This window comes from Thermophilibacter provencensis (assembly GCF_030372065.1).
Classification (GTDB): Bacteria; Actinomycetota; Coriobacteriia; order Coriobacteriales; family Atopobiaceae; genus Thermophilibacter; species Thermophilibacter provencensis_A.
In genome coordinates this window covers 99,226-115,251 of the sequence record NZ_JAUDEA010000001.1, presented here as the reverse complement: position 1 = coordinate 115,251, position 16,026 = coordinate 99,226, and the positions used below count along the sequence as shown (strand labels likewise).

15 protein-coding genes are annotated in these 16,026 nt (G+C 66.1%); 12 read left to right on the top strand and 3 right to left on the bottom strand.

Annotated elements, in window-relative coordinates; genetic code table 11:
- Positions 1-287 precede the first annotated feature (287 nt).
- A complete protein-coding gene (locus tag QUW25_RS00570) occupies positions 288-437 on the top strand; it encodes a hypothetical protein (RefSeq protein WP_289510289.1) in 150 nt (49 codons plus the stop codon).
- Between the two features lie 142 nt (positions 438-579).
- Complete coding sequence (locus QUW25_RS00565) at positions 580-1,185, top strand: TetR/AcrR family transcriptional regulator (RefSeq protein ID WP_289510288.1); 606 nt, start codon at positions 580-582, stop codon at positions 1,183-1,185.
- 324 nt (positions 1,186-1,509) lie between these two features.
- Here the strand turns inward: QUW25_RS00565 and QUW25_RS00560 are convergent, their stop codons facing one another.
- A complete protein-coding gene (locus QUW25_RS00560; RefSeq protein ID WP_289510287.1) occupies positions 1,510-1,983 on the bottom strand; it encodes a universal stress protein in 474 nt (157 codons plus the stop codon).
- Between the two features lie 149 nt (positions 1,984-2,132).
- On the opposite strand from QUW25_RS00560, the gene QUW25_RS00555 reads away from it, so the two are divergent.
- The 3 genes from QUW25_RS00555 to QUW25_RS00545 all read left to right on the top strand — a co-directional run bounded on the left by QUW25_RS00555 (position 2,133) and on the right by QUW25_RS00545 (position 3,755).
- A complete protein-coding gene (locus tag QUW25_RS00555; RefSeq protein ID WP_289510286.1) occupies positions 2,133-2,972 on the top strand; it encodes an MBL fold metallo-hydrolase in 840 nt (279 codons plus the stop codon).
- A 61-nt stretch (positions 2,973-3,033) separates the two neighbouring features.
- Positions 3,034-3,240, top strand: a complete 207-nt coding sequence (locus QUW25_RS00550) for a hypothetical protein (RefSeq protein ID WP_289510285.1) — start codon at positions 3,034-3,036, stop codon at positions 3,238-3,240.
- 11 nt (positions 3,241-3,251) lie between these two features.
- A complete protein-coding gene (locus tag QUW25_RS00545) occupies positions 3,252-3,755 on the top strand; it encodes an NUDIX hydrolase (protein ID WP_289510284.1) in 504 nt (167 codons plus the stop codon).
- A gap of 9 nt (positions 3,756-3,764) precedes the next feature.
- On the opposite strand, the gene QUW25_RS00540 is transcribed toward QUW25_RS00545, so the two are convergent.
- Positions 3,765-4,163, bottom strand: a complete 399-nt coding sequence (locus tag QUW25_RS00540; RefSeq protein WP_289510283.1) for a pyridoxamine 5'-phosphate oxidase family protein — start codon at positions 4,161-4,163, stop codon at positions 3,765-3,767.
- A gap of 173 nt (positions 4,164-4,336) precedes the next feature.
- Between QUW25_RS00540 and QUW25_RS00535 the strand changes: the two genes are divergently transcribed.
- The 4 genes from QUW25_RS00535 (at position 4,337) to QUW25_RS00520 (ending at position 10,057) form a co-directional block, all read left to right on the top strand.
- Entirely contained in the window at positions 4,337-5,485 is a 1,149-nt protein-coding gene (locus QUW25_RS00535; RefSeq protein ID WP_289510282.1) for an aldo/keto reductase, read from the top strand.
- 47 nt (positions 5,486-5,532) lie between these two features.
- Positions 5,533-6,402, top strand: a complete 870-nt coding sequence (locus QUW25_RS00530) for a methylenetetrahydrofolate reductase (protein ID WP_289510281.1) — start codon at positions 5,533-5,535, stop codon at positions 6,400-6,402.
- 5 nt (positions 6,403-6,407) lie between these two features.
- Positions 6,408-7,112: a hypothetical protein gene (locus QUW25_RS00525; protein WP_289510280.1), complete on the top strand. Its 705-nt coding sequence runs from the start codon at positions 6,408-6,410 to the stop codon at positions 7,110-7,112.
- Positions 7,113-7,615: 503 nt separating this feature from the next.
- Positions 7,616-10,057 (top strand): homocysteine S-methyltransferase family protein, encoded by a 2,442-nt coding sequence (locus QUW25_RS00520; RefSeq protein ID WP_289510279.1) that lies wholly within the window; start codon positions 7,616-7,618, stop codon positions 10,055-10,057.
- A gap of 43 nt (positions 10,058-10,100) precedes the next feature.
- Here QUW25_RS00520 and QUW25_RS00515 read toward each other — a convergent pair whose 3' ends face one another.
- A complete protein-coding gene (locus tag QUW25_RS00515) occupies positions 10,101-10,664 on the bottom strand; it encodes a DUF5105 domain-containing protein (protein WP_289510278.1) in 564 nt (187 codons plus the stop codon).
- A 260-nt stretch (positions 10,665-10,924) separates the two neighbouring features.
- Between QUW25_RS00515 and QUW25_RS00510 the strand changes: the two genes are divergently transcribed.
- The 3 genes from QUW25_RS00510 to QUW25_RS00500 all read left to right on the top strand — a co-directional run bounded on the left by QUW25_RS00510 (position 10,925) and on the right by QUW25_RS00500 (position 15,769).
- On the top strand, positions 10,925-12,751 hold the full coding sequence (locus QUW25_RS00510) for an NAD(P)-binding protein (RefSeq protein ID WP_289510277.1): 1,827 nt from the start codon (positions 10,925-10,927) through the stop codon (positions 12,749-12,751).
- A complete protein-coding gene (locus QUW25_RS00505) occupies positions 12,745-14,469 on the top strand; it encodes an NADH-dependent [FeFe] hydrogenase, group A6 (RefSeq protein WP_289510276.1) in 1,725 nt (574 codons plus the stop codon). Before QUW25_RS00510 ends, QUW25_RS00505 begins: the two co-directional genes overlap by 7 nt.
- Before the next feature lie 706 nt (positions 14,470-15,175).
- Positions 15,176-15,769, top strand: a complete 594-nt coding sequence (locus QUW25_RS00500; RefSeq protein WP_289510275.1) for a hypothetical protein — start codon at positions 15,176-15,178, stop codon at positions 15,767-15,769.
- The last annotated feature ends 257 nt before the right edge of the window (positions 15,770-16,026 follow it).

The following is a 16,026-nucleotide window of genomic DNA, read 5'->3' as shown; positions in this document are numbered from 1 at the left end:
ACGTCACTTATACCCATCTATGAAAAAACCCACAACTGAGGAATTACTGAAATGACTCTTCCATGGAGGACGAGAGGTGCGTGTATTACTCCACAAAATCGTGGGGGAGTGAGGGAAAACATGTTCATGCTTTACCAAATCATGAACATAGTATGGAGAAACAGTGAAGAGTTGCCTTGTCGGAGAAATCTGCCGTGTTTCTAATGTGTTTCGAGTAGATTTCTAAAGTGGATAGCAAAGGCCTCCCTGCCAGCCCGGGTAGAGAGGGCAAGAAAAAGGAGGAAACCATGGGCAGCAAGTTCAGCGACCTGTTTGAGATTCTCTTCGCCAAGGACTCGAAGTCTCAGGTCAAGCATCTCGAGGAGGACAAGGGATTCTCCCCGGCGCGCGCCGAGCTCGCTGCTCAGAGTGGCCTCGCACGACTCCCGCTCGTCTAGCGGATCACGCAACGAGAAGCCCCCGAGAGGCGGCACCGGCTGCGGTGCCGCCTCTTTCCCGTTGCGGGCTCAGTGTGCAGGTGGTGCCGGCTTTGAACCATAATGAGCTTGTCGGAGCGTCACGTGGGGTGGGGGAGTGAGCATGCAGCAGGGCGAGAAGAGCGAGCGGCCTGTGGACCGTCGCGTTCGTCGGAGCCGCCGCGCCATGATGGGCGCGTTTGACCGCCTGATCACCGTCATGCCCCTCGAGGAGATATCCGTGAGCGCCATCGCGCGCGAGGCGGACGTAGACCGCAAGACCTTCTACCAGCACTTTGGTACGGTTGACGGGCTCCTTGACGCCATTGCCGAGGAGGTGGTCTCGGAGCTGCTCGACGAGGTTGAGCTGGCAATGCGCGTTCGCGCTGGGGCAGGCGAGGACGTTCGTCCGCTCCAGGCCTTCTTCGACATTCTTGCCGAGCGCCTGAGCCAAAACGCCTCGCTTCGGCAGCGCTACTACGAGCACGTGCCTTCCGAGCTGCTCTTTGACCACCTTACACGGCCGCTGACACGTCAGATCTCCGAGCGTGGCTTTGTCCGCGGAGACCTTACCGACGATCAGCTTGAGATGTTGCTGGCGTTTGGCCTTGGCGGACTCTTCTCGCTGTATCGGTGGTGGCTGCTCTCGGACAGGAGCGTTCCTCTTGCGGAGGTCGCGAGCTGCGCATGTGCGCTCGTCGAGGGCAGCGTGACGCCTCTCGTGCGCTAGATCCCGCTTTCGCGGGGTTTTCGAACGAGCGCAAACGGAAAAAGCGCTTACGTGTAGCGCCGAACGTGGCTGGACGGAAAAAGCCTCCTTCGTGTAGCGTGCTTTGAGGGTGACCTCGAGTAGCCCAGATTCGTTTTCCCAGTTGATGATATAATAAATCGAATCAAATGACTCTGATCACCCTCAATTGACGCTACACGAGCGACGGTTTTTCTCTCAGGCACTTACGTACGCTACACGAAAGGCTTTTTTCCGCGCGGACACGACAAACCCCGGACCCGCGCATGTGGAGTCCGGGGCCGGGGGGTTATCGCGCTCAGCGAGCTACTTCACCGTGAGCACTGGCACGTCGACGGAGCGCAGCACGCCAAAGCTCACGCTGCCGAGCATGCCGCGAAGGGCACCCAGGCCTCGCCTGCCCATGACCACGAGGTCGATGTCGTGCTGCTGAACGTAGTCGGCAATGCCCTCTACCGGCGAGTTTGAGATAACGGCGTCGGCGACCACCCTGCACTGCGCGTCATCAATCGACTGCCGCACCATCTCTTGGATGTCCTCGCAGGTTCGCTGCACCACGGACTCCATAATGCGCTCGTAGCTGCCCGGATCGCCCATCGCGTACGGAATCTCAAGCCCCTCGCCCATGAGCGTTGGGTTGGGCAGCGAGGCGGAGGGGATGACGGTCACCACGCTCACCTTTGCCTCGGGGTAGGCGCCCGCCAGCCCAATCGCAATGTGAAGGGCGCTTCTCGCGTGATCGGACTCGTCGTAGGGAACCAGGATGTTTTTGAAGTACATGGTTACCTCCCTTGCCGCAAACGCAACGCTTACTGGCGTTATACCCGTCGGTTGGCGCGCGCCCCAAACTATCGGCGAGCGCAGCCGAGAACCCCGTGGGCGTATGATGAAATGTGACGGTCACTTCTCATCATGGAGGCGAGAAGAACATGCGCGTCACGGTGCTCATGGAGAACTGCACGCCCTCGAGCCGTCTTGTGGCGCGCCACGGCCTCTCCCTATGGATCGAGCTCGCCGACGGCCGCCGCATCCTCTTTGATATGGGCCCGGACGATGCCTTCCTCTCCAACGCGCGAGCGCTCGGCGTGGACGTGACCACTGCCGACCTCGCGGTGCTCTCCCATGGGCACTATGATCACGGCGGCGGACTGCGTGCGTTTCTCGACGCCTGCGCGGACGCGCGACGAGACGTGCCGGTCTACGTGCGCAAACACTCCTTTGAGGAACACGTCTCCGGCACGCTCGAGAGCCACCATGCCATTGGGCTGGACCCGGCGCTGGAGGAGGAGCCCCGCGTTGTCGCGCTGCGGGAAACGTGCGAGGTGGCGCCCGGGCTTACGCTCTTCTCGACCCCATGTCGCGAACACCCCTCTGCGCAGTCAAACAAACGCCTGCTCATGCGCGGTGCCGACGGCGCGTTTGTGCCAGACTCCTTTGCGCACGAGCAAAGCCTTCTGGTGCATGAGGACGGCAGGTACGTGCTCTTCTCTGGTTGCTCGCACGGCGGGATCCTCAACATCATGGACGCCGCCGAGAAGATCGCGGGCGCGCCGCTCGACGCGGTGGTGGCCGGCTTCCACCTCATGGACCCAAGCGGCGGATCCGTTGAGGATGCCCGGCTCACACGAGCCCTTGCGTCCGAGCTTGCCGCCCGGCCCGCGCGCTACCTCACGTTCCACTGCACCGGAACCGACGCCTTTGCCCTGCTTCGCGACACGCTCGGCACGCGCGTGAGCTACCTGCACGCGGGCAGTCGCGCGGAGCTGTGAGGCCCGCGGGCCCCGAGCCACCCAGCTGCTACAATCTCCGCATCGATCGTTTGGAGGTCACATGCCACAGCTTCTTGCCGCGCTTCTCGCTCTCTTTCTTGTTGCCGCCGTCATCTCGCTCGTCATCTCGTTTGTGGTGAGCGTGGTTGCGGGCGCGCTGAGCCTGCTGCCGGTGGTCTTTGTGGTGGTGGCAATCTGGTTCTTTGTCAAGGGCGGCAAGATTCACGTCGAGTTTCCCGGCCGCAACGACCGCAACCGCCTGGGCTAGGGGAGAGGCGCATGTCCACTCCGGATTTCATTCTGAGCCTGCGCGAGAAGATTGGCCACGACCTGCTCTGGCTCATCGGCGTGACCGCGTACGTTGAGGACGACGAAGGGCGCGTCCTTCTGGGCAGGCGCTCGGACAACGGCATGTGGGCGCTCGTGTGCGGCATCAACGAGCCGGGCGAGGAGCCCGCGGACACCGTGGCCCGCGAGGTGGCGGAGGAGACGGGCGTCGACGTTGTGCCGGTTGCGCTCGCGAGCGTGAGCGCGCAGCACGACGAGACCGTCTACGCCAACGGGGATCGCACGCAGTACCTGGACCTCACGTTTGTGTGCCGCCTTGCCGAGGGCGGGCGCGTGGAGCCGCGGGTGGCCGATGACGAGAGCCTCGAGGTGGGCTGGTTCTTTCCGGACGCACTTCCCGAGCCCTTCTCGCCCACGATACGCCGGCGCATGGCACGTGTGCGGGAGTGGCGCGAGGCGGGCTCGGGCGCAGCGCTCTTCTCGTTTGGTGAGTAACGCGGGGCGCTACCAGCGGATCGTGTACGGGTCGGCCGTGAACGAGCAGAACGTGGCAATGCCGTTCTCCAGCGCAAAGACCTCGCAGTTGCCGTCATCGGCGGCGTACATCGGCTGCAGCTCGGGGTACTCCGCGAGCACGGCCTCGCGCGCCTCCAGGCGGTCGTCGAGCACGGCGTCGGCCTCGACGCGCAGCCACGAGCCGTCCGCGCCCATCGCGCAGATCGCCACGCGCGGGTGGGCGAGCATCTGCTCGGAGACGGCCTTCACGCGCCCGGTCTGGATGTAGAGTCTGCCCTCAAACTTGGCTATGGTGCCAAAGGGCCGCACCTGCGGGTTGCCCGCCTCGTCGACGGTTGCCAGGTAGTAGGTGGAGCTTGCCTTGAGGTAGGAGAGGACGTCGTCCATGGGTGCTCCCTTCGTCGCGCTCTGACATGGTCCTTGACGCTACTTTACTCCGCTACGGGGACAGCGACGCGTCGCTTGCGGTAGATCTTCTCGGCGAGCGGGGCGAGCGTGCGGCGCCTCCGGGCGGCGTCCTGATACGATGGAGGAGTACGGGCTGCGGAGAGGGAGGTCGTATGCGCTATCGGGAGCTGGGCCGCACGGGCCTGCGCGTCAGCGAGATTGGCTTTGGCGGCGAGTGGATGGACGGCACGCCCGAGGAGGCGCGCGCCGTGGTGGACGCGGCCGAGGCCGCGGGCGTGAACATCCTCGACTGCTGGATGCCCGACCCAACGCGTCGCTCCAATCTTGGCGACGCGCTTCTTGGTCGGCGCGAGCGATGGGTCATCCAGGGCCACCTTGGCTCCACGTGGCAGGGCGAGCAGTACGTGCGCACGCGCGACATCGCGCAGGTCCGCCCGGCCTTTGAGGACCTTCTCGCCCGCTTCCATACCGACTACATGGACCTGGGCATGATCCACTACGTGGACCGCGCGGACGACTTTGACGCGCTCATGGCGGGAAGCCCCTTCATGGCCTACGTGCGCGAGCTGCGCGCCGCGGGGACCATCCGCCACGTGGGCCTCTCCACGCACAATCCTGAGATCGCGCGCCGCGCGGTGCTCTGCCCGGAGATTGAGATGATCCTCTTCTCGGTGAACCCGGCCTTTGACATGATGCCCGCCACGGACGACCTCGACGCGTACTTTGACGAGCGCGGCGAGCAGGCCGCCACGGACGGCATGCGCCCCGAGCGCGCAGAGCTCTACGCGCTCGCGGAGGAGACGGGCACCGGCATCACCGTCATGAAGGGCTACATGGGAGGGCGCCTCTTCGACGCCTCTCAGTCGCCCTTTGGCGTGGCGCTCACGCCCGTCCAGTGCCTGCACTATGCGCTCACGCGTCCCGCCGTGGCGAGCGTGATGGTGGGCTTTGGCGAGCCCGCCCACGTGGCCGACGCCGTTGCCTACGAGAGCGCAACGGACGCCGAGAAGGACTACGCCTCCGTGCTCGCCGGTGCGCCGCGCCACGCCTACGTGGGGCAGTGCACCTACTGCGGCCACTGCGCGCCGTGCCCGCGCGGGATTGACATTGCCGCCGTCAACAAGTTCTTTGACCTCGCGACCAGCTATGACGAGGTGCCGGACTCCGTGCGCGAGCACTACCGCGCGCTCGGCGCCACGGCGGCGGAGTGCATCGCGTGCCGTGCGTGCGAGGGCCGCTGTCCTTTTGGCGTGCACGTGGCCGAGCGCATGGCAGCGGCGGCGGAGCTCTTCGGCTGCTAGGGCGTCTTTATCGCTACCATGGCAGAAACGCCATGAGAGGGGTTCACATGAAAATCTGCGACAAGCTCGCCGCGCGTCAGACGTTCTCGTTTGAGATCTTTCCGCCGAAGGGCGAGCTCCCGCTTGAGACGGCCTACGCGGTGGCGAGCGAGATGGCCGCCGACCGGCCCGATTGGATCTCCGTCACGTATTCCGCGGGTGGGTCGGGCAACTCGGCCAACACGGTGCCCATCGCCGCGTCGATCGAGCGCGACCTCGGCGTGACGGCGCTCGCGCACCTCACGTGCCTGGGTTCCGAGCGGGCAGACGTTGACGCCTATGTGGCGCAGCTCGAGGCCGCGGGCATCGACAACGTGCTCGCCCTGCGCGGCGACCGTGCCCCCGGGCGCGAGGCGCGTGACTTCGCCCATGCGTCCGATCTTGTCGCCTACCTGCGCGAGCGCGGGACGGACCTCTGCATTGGCGCGGCCTGCTACCCCGAGGGCCACGTCGAGTCGCCCACCGAGGAGGAGAGCTTCCGCGCGCTCTACCTCAAGCAGGAGGCTGGCGCGGACTACCTGGTCTCCCAGCTCTTCTTTGACAACGAGGACTTCTATCGCTTTCGCGAGAAGTGCCTGCGCCATCGTGTGCGTCTTCCCATCGTGGCGGGCATCATGCCGTTCACGAGCGTCAAGCAGATCCAGCGCATGGCGTTCACCTGCGGCGCGTCGATTCCGGCGAAGGTCGTGAAGCGGCTCGTGCTCGCCGGGGACGACCCCGCCGATCAGGCGCGCGCCGGCATCGAGTACGCGTGCGAGCAACTTGCGGACCTCGCGGCAAACGGCGTGGACGGCCTGCACGTCTACAGCATGAACAAGCTCTCGGTGGCCCATGCCGCGCGTGAGGCGCTGCTTGCCTGCGGGTACCTGGAGGCCTAGGGCTGGTGGCGGAGTCGTACGACATTCGCTCGGTCGACCGCGCTGAGGTGCTGCGCTACCTGGGCTACTCTGGTCAGTCGCTTTCCCCCGAGCTTGATTCGCGCATCGGCGAGGTCGTTGATCGCTGTCTTGCCGTGGCTCGCCCGCGCGGCGTGACCCGCGTCTTTGAGGTTGCGGGGCGGGAGAGCAGGGACGGCCTACCCGTGATCTCTCTTTCCGGTACGGTGCTCGAGCTCGTTGGGAACTCCATTGCCGCGCACCTTGAGGGCGCCGTTGCGGTTGGTGTGCTTGCCGTGACAGTAGGGGCGCCTGTGGATGCGGAGCTGCGCCGCCTCTCGCTCACGGACCGTGTGGCCGAGGTGATTATGGACGCGGCCGGCTCTGCGCTTGTGGAACGGGCGGCTGATGCCGCCGAGGCGAGTCTTGTGGCGCAGGCGGCGGAGCGTGGGCTCTGCGTGGGCTCACGCTTCTCGCCAGGTTACGGCGACCTGCCGCTCCTGACGCAGCCGGTGCTTCTCTCCGCACTTGATGCCGGGCGTCAGCTGGGGATTACCCTCTCGCCGACGCTGCTCATGTCGCCCATGAAAAGCGTGACGGCGGTGGTTGGGCTCTTTGAGGAGCCTCCGGAGCGTGAGTACGTGATCTGCGACGAGTGCCTGCGCCGCGAGTTCTGCGAGCTCCGCAGCACGTGCCGGCGCTGCGGGCGTTAGTTAGTGCGCAAAATCGCCGCTCGTGACACAAGTTTTTAGAGGTGGGGTCAGTAGCCAAGCGGAGTTTTCCCAGATAAGAACATCAAATTTGGAACCAAAACACGAATTTCGCTCATTTTCATGTGGCACGAACGACGATTTTGCACACGGCAAAGAGCGTTTGTGGCACGAGCGAGACTTTTGCGCAATCGAGACAGGCGGGGAAATAGACCTCTCGTTTGGAAAAAGGTCTCTCGTGTAGCGCGCAGCCCCGCCAGCTGGAAAAACGCTCCTTCGTGTAGCACGATTTTGGGGCCTGCCTGAGTATCGTCCACAAGCCAACTGGCCTTTTGCAAGGCCGTTGAGGCCGGCGTGCGCTCCATCTTCGTTTTTTCTTAGAAAACAACGCTACACGAAGGAGCGTTTTTCCAGCTGGCGGGGCTGCGCGCTACACGAGAGACCTTTTTCGATTATTCTTTGGCGGCCTGCTAGGATTGAGCGAGGACCACGACGAGGGGAATCCCATGAAGACCGAAAACAGCCATGACCTTCTTCGCAGCGCGCTTGCTGGTGAGGGCTTCCTGCTCTTTGACGGCGCCATGGGAACGCAGCTGCAGGAGCGTGGCCTCGCTGCCGGCGAGCTTCCGGAGCTGCTGTGTCTCTCCAATCCCCAAGAGGTGACGGAGATCCATGCCTCGTATGTGGCCGCCGGCGCAGACATTGTCACCACCAATACCTTTGGGGCAAATGCCGCCAAGCTCGGAGACGCCGCAACTGTTGAGGAGGTCTTCTCTGCTGCGGTTTCCTGCGCGCGTGCGGCGCGCCCGCGCTACGTGGCCGCGGACATTGGCCCGACGGGCCAGCTCCTGGCGCCGATGGGCCCGCTCTCCTTCGATGACGCCTACGAGCTCTTTGCCCATCAGGTGCGCGCCGCGGAGGCAGCCGGGGCGGATCTCTTCGTCATCGAGACCATGGCAGACCTCGCCGAGGCCAAGGCGGCGCTCCTCGCGGTAAAGGAGAACTCCCAGCTTCCGGCCTTTGTGACGATGACCTTTCAGGAGGACGGCCGTACCTTCCTGGGCACAACGCCCGAGGTGGCGGCGCTCACTCTCTCCTCGCTCGGTGCTGCCGCGGTGGGCATCAACTGCTCCCTCGGCCCCGCCGAGGTGGCGCCCCTTGTGGAGCGGATGCTCCCGTGGGCGAGCTGCCCGGTCATGGTACAGGCAAACGCGGGCCTGCCGCGCGTGGAGAACGGCGTCACGGTCTTTGACATCGGACCCGGGCAGTACGCGCGCGCGGTTGCCGACATGCTTGATGCGGGCGTGACCATCGTGGGCGGCTGCTGCGGCACCACCCCGGAGCACATCGCCGCGGAGCGCGCGCTGCTCATCGACCGCCGCCCCGCCCCGCGCCGCGTGCGCGACTGCTTTGCCGTTGCCGGTCCGCAGCGTCTTGTTGCGCTCGAGGCGGGCCAGGTCGGCGTCATCGGGGAGCGCATCAACCCCACGGGCAAGCGCAAGATGAAGGATGCCCTGCGCAGCGGCAACCACGACCACCCGCTCGCCGAGGCCATCGCCCAGGAGCGCGCCGGCGCCCAGATCCTGGACGTCAACGCGGGCCTCCCCGAGATTGACGAGCGCGCCGTGATGTGCCGCCTCGTGAGCGAGCTTCTCAGCGTGACCACGCTGCCCCTGCAGATCGACGCCTCGGACCCCGCGGTCATCGAGGCCGCCGTCCGCAGCTATCCCGGCAAGGCGCTCATCAACTCCGTCAACGGCAAGGCGGAGTCGCTCGCCGCGGTGCTGCCCATCGCCGCGCGCTACGGGTGCGCCGTCGTTGGCCTCACGCTGGACGAGGACGGCATCCCCGCCACCGCCGAGGGACGTCTTGCCATCGCGCGCCGCATCGTGGCGGCGGCCGAGGAGGCGGGCATCCCGCGCCACGACGTCGTGATAGACTGTCTGGCCATGGCGGCTTCCACGGACCAGTCCGCCCCGCGAGCCATCCTCGACGCCATCCGCGCCGTCAAGGCCGAGCTTCCCGGCGTGCGCACGGTCCTCGGCGTCTCAAACATCAGCTTTGGCCTGCCCTTCCGTCCGCTCGTCAACGCCACGTTCCTGGCCGCCGCGCTCGGCGCGGGGCTTGACCTCGCAATCATCAACCCCGGTGTGCAGCGCATGATGGACGTGGTCAGCTCCTGGCGCGTGCTCTCCGGCGAGGATGGGCAGGCGCGCTTCTACGTGGAGCACTACGCGGACCGCTCGGATGCCGCGCCCGCCCCGGCGGTCAGCAAGGGCGCGCCGGGCGAGAAGAACGCGCCGGCCCCGGCCGCCGCTCCGGCCGACCCCGTCGAGCGCGCTCGCCAGCTGGTGCTCGACGGCCGCGCCGCCCCCATGGCAGACGCCATGGCCGAGGTGCTCCTCCACCATGACGCGCTCTTCGCGATCAACGAGGTGCTGGTACCAGCCCTTGATGAGGTGGGGCGTCGCTTTGAGGCGGGCACGTTCTTCCTGCCGCAGCTCATGGCCTCGGCTGAGGCGGCCAAGGCGGGCTTTGAGACCATACGCTCCGCTGGCGTCGAAGGCGCGGCAACGGCGGACAAGGGCACCGTCGTGGTGTGCACCGTCAAGGGCGACATCCACGACATCGGCAAGAACATCGTGCGCATGCTGCTCGAGAACTACGGCTTTGACGTCGTTGACCTCGGGCGCGACGTTGACCCTGAGACCGTAGTCAAAACCGTCGAGGAGCGCCACGTGCGCCTGGTGGGCCTCTCGGCGCTCATGACCTCAACGGTCCCGGCCATGGCGGAGACCATCGCGCTGCTGCGCGAGCGCGCGCCGTGGTGCAAGGTCGTCGTGGGCGGAGCGGTGCTCACGCCGGAGTATGCCCAGATGGTCGGTGCGGACTTCTACGCCAAGGACGCTACGGAGACCGCGCGCATTGCCGGGGAGGTCCTGGGGTAGACGCGCGCTGCGGGCGCCGCCATCGGCGCCCGCGCAACCTGCGTCACGCAAAGGCGGCGGTCATGAACTCCGAGCCGGAGTCCTCCATCTCCCAGCCGTCGTCGGTCTTGGAATACGTGAAGTCGTAGCTGGACTCGTGTAGCTCGGAGCCCTCAATCGCCTCGAGCATGGCCGAGCCGACGCGCTCCATGACCTCGTCCTCGCTGAGCGTGTAGATCTCCGGGTCCGCAAGGAGGTCGTAGGCAAGATCCTCGATCTCGCCCTGCATCGTCTGAAGAGACTTGCAGGTAACGCTCACCGAGGCCGTGGCAGTGTCTCCGTCAACCACAACGTCCCCGATCGTGTAGTCAAAGCCGCCGAGAAACGCCTTCATAAAGTCGGTCGGATCAACGCCCAGCTGCTCAAAGGCGGATGTGTCCGTGGCGCCCAGCAGGTCTTCGATGGCCTCGTCGTCCACGTTCTTGATCTGGTCGAGCTTGGCGGTGAGGTCCTCCCGGATTACTTTCTCGGGACTCTCGCCGGAGCACCCGCCCAGCACAAGACCGCAGGCAACAGCAAGAACGGCAACGAGCGAGCAGGCAAGCAGCCTGAGCGAGCGCATCTTCATGTCTTCTCCCCTCGGTTGGGACATCCTTAGGATGTGAGTATGTCAGATGACTTTCAGGTAGCGATAAGGGTTCGGTTGGCGGAATGTATGGTCCCCCGGACGGTTTTCGGGCCTCAGGGGATGTGCCCGCCCGCACGGCCAAACGGGCTTCTCGCCGAAACCCTGAGGGACGCCTGAGAATCTCCGGTAGCATATGGCTACTATGTGCCGTGGCCGAGGGGGCCCGGCGCCAGGACTCCAGAAGTGCAAGGAGAGGGCCTATGGCTAGAATGCACGTCATGGAGCAGAGCGAGACCCAGGCTATCATGTCGAGCATGCACGAGATGCTCGAGAAGCGCCTCTCGGTGAGCTCGCTCGCTCCGTGCCCCGTCGAGTTCACGGCCTCCTATGTGGCGATGTGCGCCACGCAGAGCTGTGGAAAGTGTACGCCGTGCAGAAACGGCCTGCGGATGCTGCGCCACCTGTTCAACGACGTGCTCAACAACCGCGCCACGATGGAGACGATAGATCTCATCGAGTCCACGGCGCGCACCGTCTACCTGTCGAGCGACTGCGCCATCGGCTACGAGGCCGGCGAGGTTGCGCTCATGGCCGTCCGCGGCTTCCGTGACGACTTCGAGCACCACGTGACCAAGCACGCGTGCGGCTTCTCGCAGCACCAGACGGTCCCGTGCGTCTCGGGCTGCCCGGCCGGCGTGGACATCCCCGGCTACATCGCGCTCGTGGAGGCGGGGCGCTACACCGAGGCGGTGCGCCTCATCCGCAAGGACAACCCGCTGCCGCTCGTCTGCGGCCTCGTCTGCGAGCATCCCTGCGAGATGCACTGCCGCCGCGGCATGGTGGACGACCCGATGAACATCCGCGGCCTCAAGCGCTACGCCGTGGAGCACGCCGGCGACTACCGCCCCAACATCAAGCCCGCCACGGGCAAGCGCATCGCCGTCATCGGCGGCGGCCCAGCTGGCCTCTCCTGCGCGTACTACCTCACGCTCATGGGCCACAAGGTCACGATCTTCGAGCAGCGCGCCCACCTCGGCGGCATGCTCCGCTACGGCATTCCCAACTACCGCCTGCCGCGCGAGCAGCTCGAGTCCGAGATCCAGTGGATCCTCGACTGCGGCATTGAGGTCGAGAAGAACCACAGCGTCGACGGCGAGGAGATGGACCGCCTGCGCAAGGAGTACGACGCGGTCTACCTGGCCATCGGTGCGCACGCGGACAAGAAGCTCGGCCTTCCGGGCGAGGACGCCGAGGGCGTCATGTCCGCCGTCCAGCTCCTGCGCGACATGGGAGACAACAACCCGCCCAACTTCAGCGGCCTCACCGTTACCGTCGTGGGCGGCGGAAACGTTGCCATGGACGTGGCCCGCACCTCCGTGCGCCTGGGCGCCGAGCGCGTGATCATCGCGTATCGTCGCCGCGTGGCCGACATGACCGCCCAAGACGAGGAGATCGCCGGCGCCGAGGCCGAGCGCTGCGAGGTCATGGACCTGCACGCGCCCAAGGAGGTCATGGTCGACGAGAGCGGCCACGTCTGCGGCCTCAAGGTTGAGCCGCAGATCATCGGCGGCCTCAAGCGCGGGCGTCCCGCGCCCCGTGCCGCCCAGGGCGGAGACGTGGTCATCCCGTGCGACCGCGTGATCGTGGCCATTGGCCAGGACATCGACTCCGCCACCTTTGAGGAGCAGGGCGTGCCCTGCAAGTGGGGTCGCATCGTCACCGACCCGGACGGCGCCGTGCCCGGCCAGGACGGCCTCTTCTCTGGCGGCGACTGCCAGAGCGGCCCGGCCACCGTCATCCGCGCCATCCACGCGGGCAAGGTCGCCGCGGGCAACATCGACAACTACCTCGGCTTCAACAACAAGATCGAGCTCGACGTCGAGCTGCCGCCCGTCCAGTTCAAGGGCAAGATCTCGTGCGCGCGCTGCGAGATGCGCGAGCGCGAGGCTCACGAGCGCATCTATGACTTCGACATCGTCGAGAACGGCCTCACGGACGAGGAGGCGCACCAGGAGGCATCGCGCTGCCTGCGCTGCGACCACTTCGGCTTCGGGGCCTTCCGCGGGGGGAGGATCGAGCAGTGGTAAACCTCACTATCGACGGCCGCGCCGTCAGCGTTCCCGAGGGGACGTCCATCCTCGATGCTGCCGCAACCGTGGGCATCAACATCCCGACGCTGTGCTACCTCAAGGACCTCAACGAGATTGGCGCCTGCCGCATCTGCGTGGTTGAGATCGAGGGCATCGACCAGCTCGTCGCCGCGTGCAACAACACCGTGCTCGAGGGCATGGTCGTGCGGACCAACAGCCCCAAGGTCCGCGTGGCGCGCCGGATGAATATGGAGCTGCTCCTCGCCACGCACGACTCTGAGTGCACGAGCTGCGTGCGCTCCGGTAACTGCACGCTGCAAACGCTCGCCAACGATCTCGGCATCGCCGAGCTCCCCTACGAGAAGCGCCTCATGCACGACCCGTGGAACAAGAGCTTCCCGCTCATCCGCAACAACGACAAGTGCGTCAACTGCCTGCGCTGCATCCAGGTGTGCGAGAAGATCCAGGGCCTGGGCATCTGGGACCTCGCCAACCGCGCTACCCACACGAGCGTGAACGTGCGCGGCGGCATGACGATCGAGGAGTCCGACTGCACCCTCTGCGGCCAGTGCATCACGCACTGCCCCACGGGCGCGCTTCGCGAGCGCGACGACACGCAGAAGGTCTTCGACGCGCTGGCCGACCCCGAGAAGGTCGTCGTGGTGCAGATCGCGCCTGCCGTGCGCGCGGCCTGGGGCGAGAGCCTGGGCCTGCCGCGCGAGGAGGCCACCGTCGGCCGCCTGGTGGCCGCGCTGCGTCAGATGGGCGTGGACTACGTCTTTGACACGGACTTCTCGGCGGACCTCACCATCATGGAGGAGGGGACCGAGCTTCTGCACAAGCTCGCCCACAAGGACGAGAACACCTTCCCGATGTTCACCTCCTGCTGCCCGGGCTGGGTGCGCTACGTCAAGGCGGTGCGCCCCGAGTTCACCGACCAGCTCTCCACGTCCAAGTCCCCGGGCCAGATGTTTGGCGCGGTGACGAAGAGCTACTTCGCCGAGCTCAAGGGCATCGATCCGCACAACATCTTCTGCGTGGAGGTCATGCCGTGCACGGCCAAGAAGGCCGAGGTTGCCATCCCCGTGATGAACGACGCCTGCGGAGATGCGGACGTTGACGTCTCTATCACCACGCGCGAGGTGGACCGCATGATCCGCGCCGAGCACATTGACGCCACCACCCTGCCCGACGAGGAGTTTGACGATCCCCTGGGCACCGCAACGGGCGCCGGCGTGATCTTCGGCGCCACGGGCGGCGTCATGGAGGCGGCGCTGCGCACGGCCTACCACGTGGTCACCGGCGAGACCCCGCGTCCGGACGCGTTCTCAGCGGTGCGCGGCCTGGACGGCTGGAAGGAGGCCACGTTCGACCTGGCGGGCACCCCGGTGCGCGTTGCCGTGGTGAGCGGCCTGGCCAACGCGGGCAAGCTGCTCGACGCCCTTGCCGCGGGCGAGGTTGAGTATGACTTCGTCGAGGTCATGGCCTGCCCCGGCGGCTGCGCGGGCGGCGGCGGCCAGCCCATCCACGACGGCCAGGAGCTCGCGGGCGCCCGCGGCGACGTCCTCTGGGGCCTCGACCGCAGGGCCAAGCTTCGCAACTCCTACGAGAACCCCTCCATCGCGGCCATCTATCGCGACTACTTTGGCGAGCCGCTCTCCGAGCGCGCCGAGGAGCTCCTCCACACCAATCACCACGCCTGGAGCATGCACTGATCCAAAAGGGGAAGACCCCTTTTGAGTCATTTGGGCCCGGACCGTCTACCCCCTACGGTCCGGGCCCTCCTTTGTGTTGAGAGGGCCTTCTCAATTTCCTGGTGGGTCCGACGCCGAGAAAAACGTCCGAGTGCGCGGTGCGGCGCTGGGGCGCTGAGGAATCCCCTCGAGTGCACGCGGGCGGGGCAGGGGGCGCTGAGGAAACGCGCCGAGTGCGCGCGGGAGCCGCCCGGTTGCCGCGCACTCGGCCGGATTCCGCGGCGAGAGGCGCCCGGGGCCCGCGCACTCGGCGCGAAACCTAAGCGCCAGCGCCGTCCGCCGCGCACTCGGCGCGTTTCCGGAGCGCCCGGCCTCCCCACTGCACGCACTCGGCGCGATTCCCAAGCGCGCGCCCGGCCGCAGGGCCCCGGCCGGCCCCGCGCGCACGGCACCCCGTGTTGTCCGCACTTTTTTTGCGGACAACAGGGGTGCTGGGGCCCCGGGCGGGTCCGGAGCCGCCATTGTCCGCAAATATCTGCGGACAACACGACCGTCGCGGGCCAAGTGCCGAGAAGGACGCCACCCTGCGCTGATACAGCTTCTCAACCTGTGTGTCATTCGTGTCCAAATCCACCTGCCGCAGGCGCCGCGGGGTTTCTCCAATCTGCGATATGGGTTACGATACGTAAGGTCTATGCAACGTGTATTTGAGGGGAGGGGCAGCACCATGAGCGCAGAGAACAAGACCACGCTTTCAGCACTGCCCTTCTCGGCCTCTACCTCGCAAAACGTAGCGGGGGGGGGCGTCTCAGCTGAGTCTTTCCAGCTGAGAAATTCCAGCGAGCTCAAAACTCTCTTAACAATTGATAACCGGGCCCCGTTCGTCGTCCTGCGCGCCCTGCGCGGCGAGCGTCTCACGTGCGCCCGCGCCCTGCGCTCGGGCCTGGCAACGGATGCCTTCTCGCCGCAGCGCGTTGCGCTCAGGCGCGAGGGCGGCACGTGGGTCGCACACGTGGAGCCGCTCTGGCAGGGCTACGTTCTCGCCGAGCCCGCACCCGGCGTGACCGCGGAGGACCTGGGCGCTGTGGGCCAGCTCAGCCAGCTCGAGTCCGCGCTCGTTCGCCGTCTGTGCGGCAGCTCTCACGTCATCCCCGTCTCTGAGGGGCGCATCCAGAGCGGCCAGCTCACCGTGCTCTTTGGCCCCCTCATGGGTCTGGAGCCCCTCGTGCGCAAGATCGATCGCCACAAGCGCCTTGCCTGGTTGGAACCAGAGCCCGGCCGTCGCATTCCCGTGGGGCTGGAGGTGACGAGCAAGAGCTAGCGAGAAGCACCCGCACCGCGCCCACAAGCCAGCTTCTTCCGCAGAGCCCATTTTCAGCGGCGCCGCTACGGCAAATGGTCTCTGCGCAGGAAACTGCGACCTCGCCCAACTGGGCTGGGGACATACCTTCTCCTTTGGGGCAGCGCCACGAGCGTGCTCCAACAGGCCAAGGGAATGCATACGCCCGCAAGGCCGGCGCCAAGCCGGAGATGGCGAAGCCATAGACGTCCTTGCGGGCGGCATTCCCGCGATTTGTT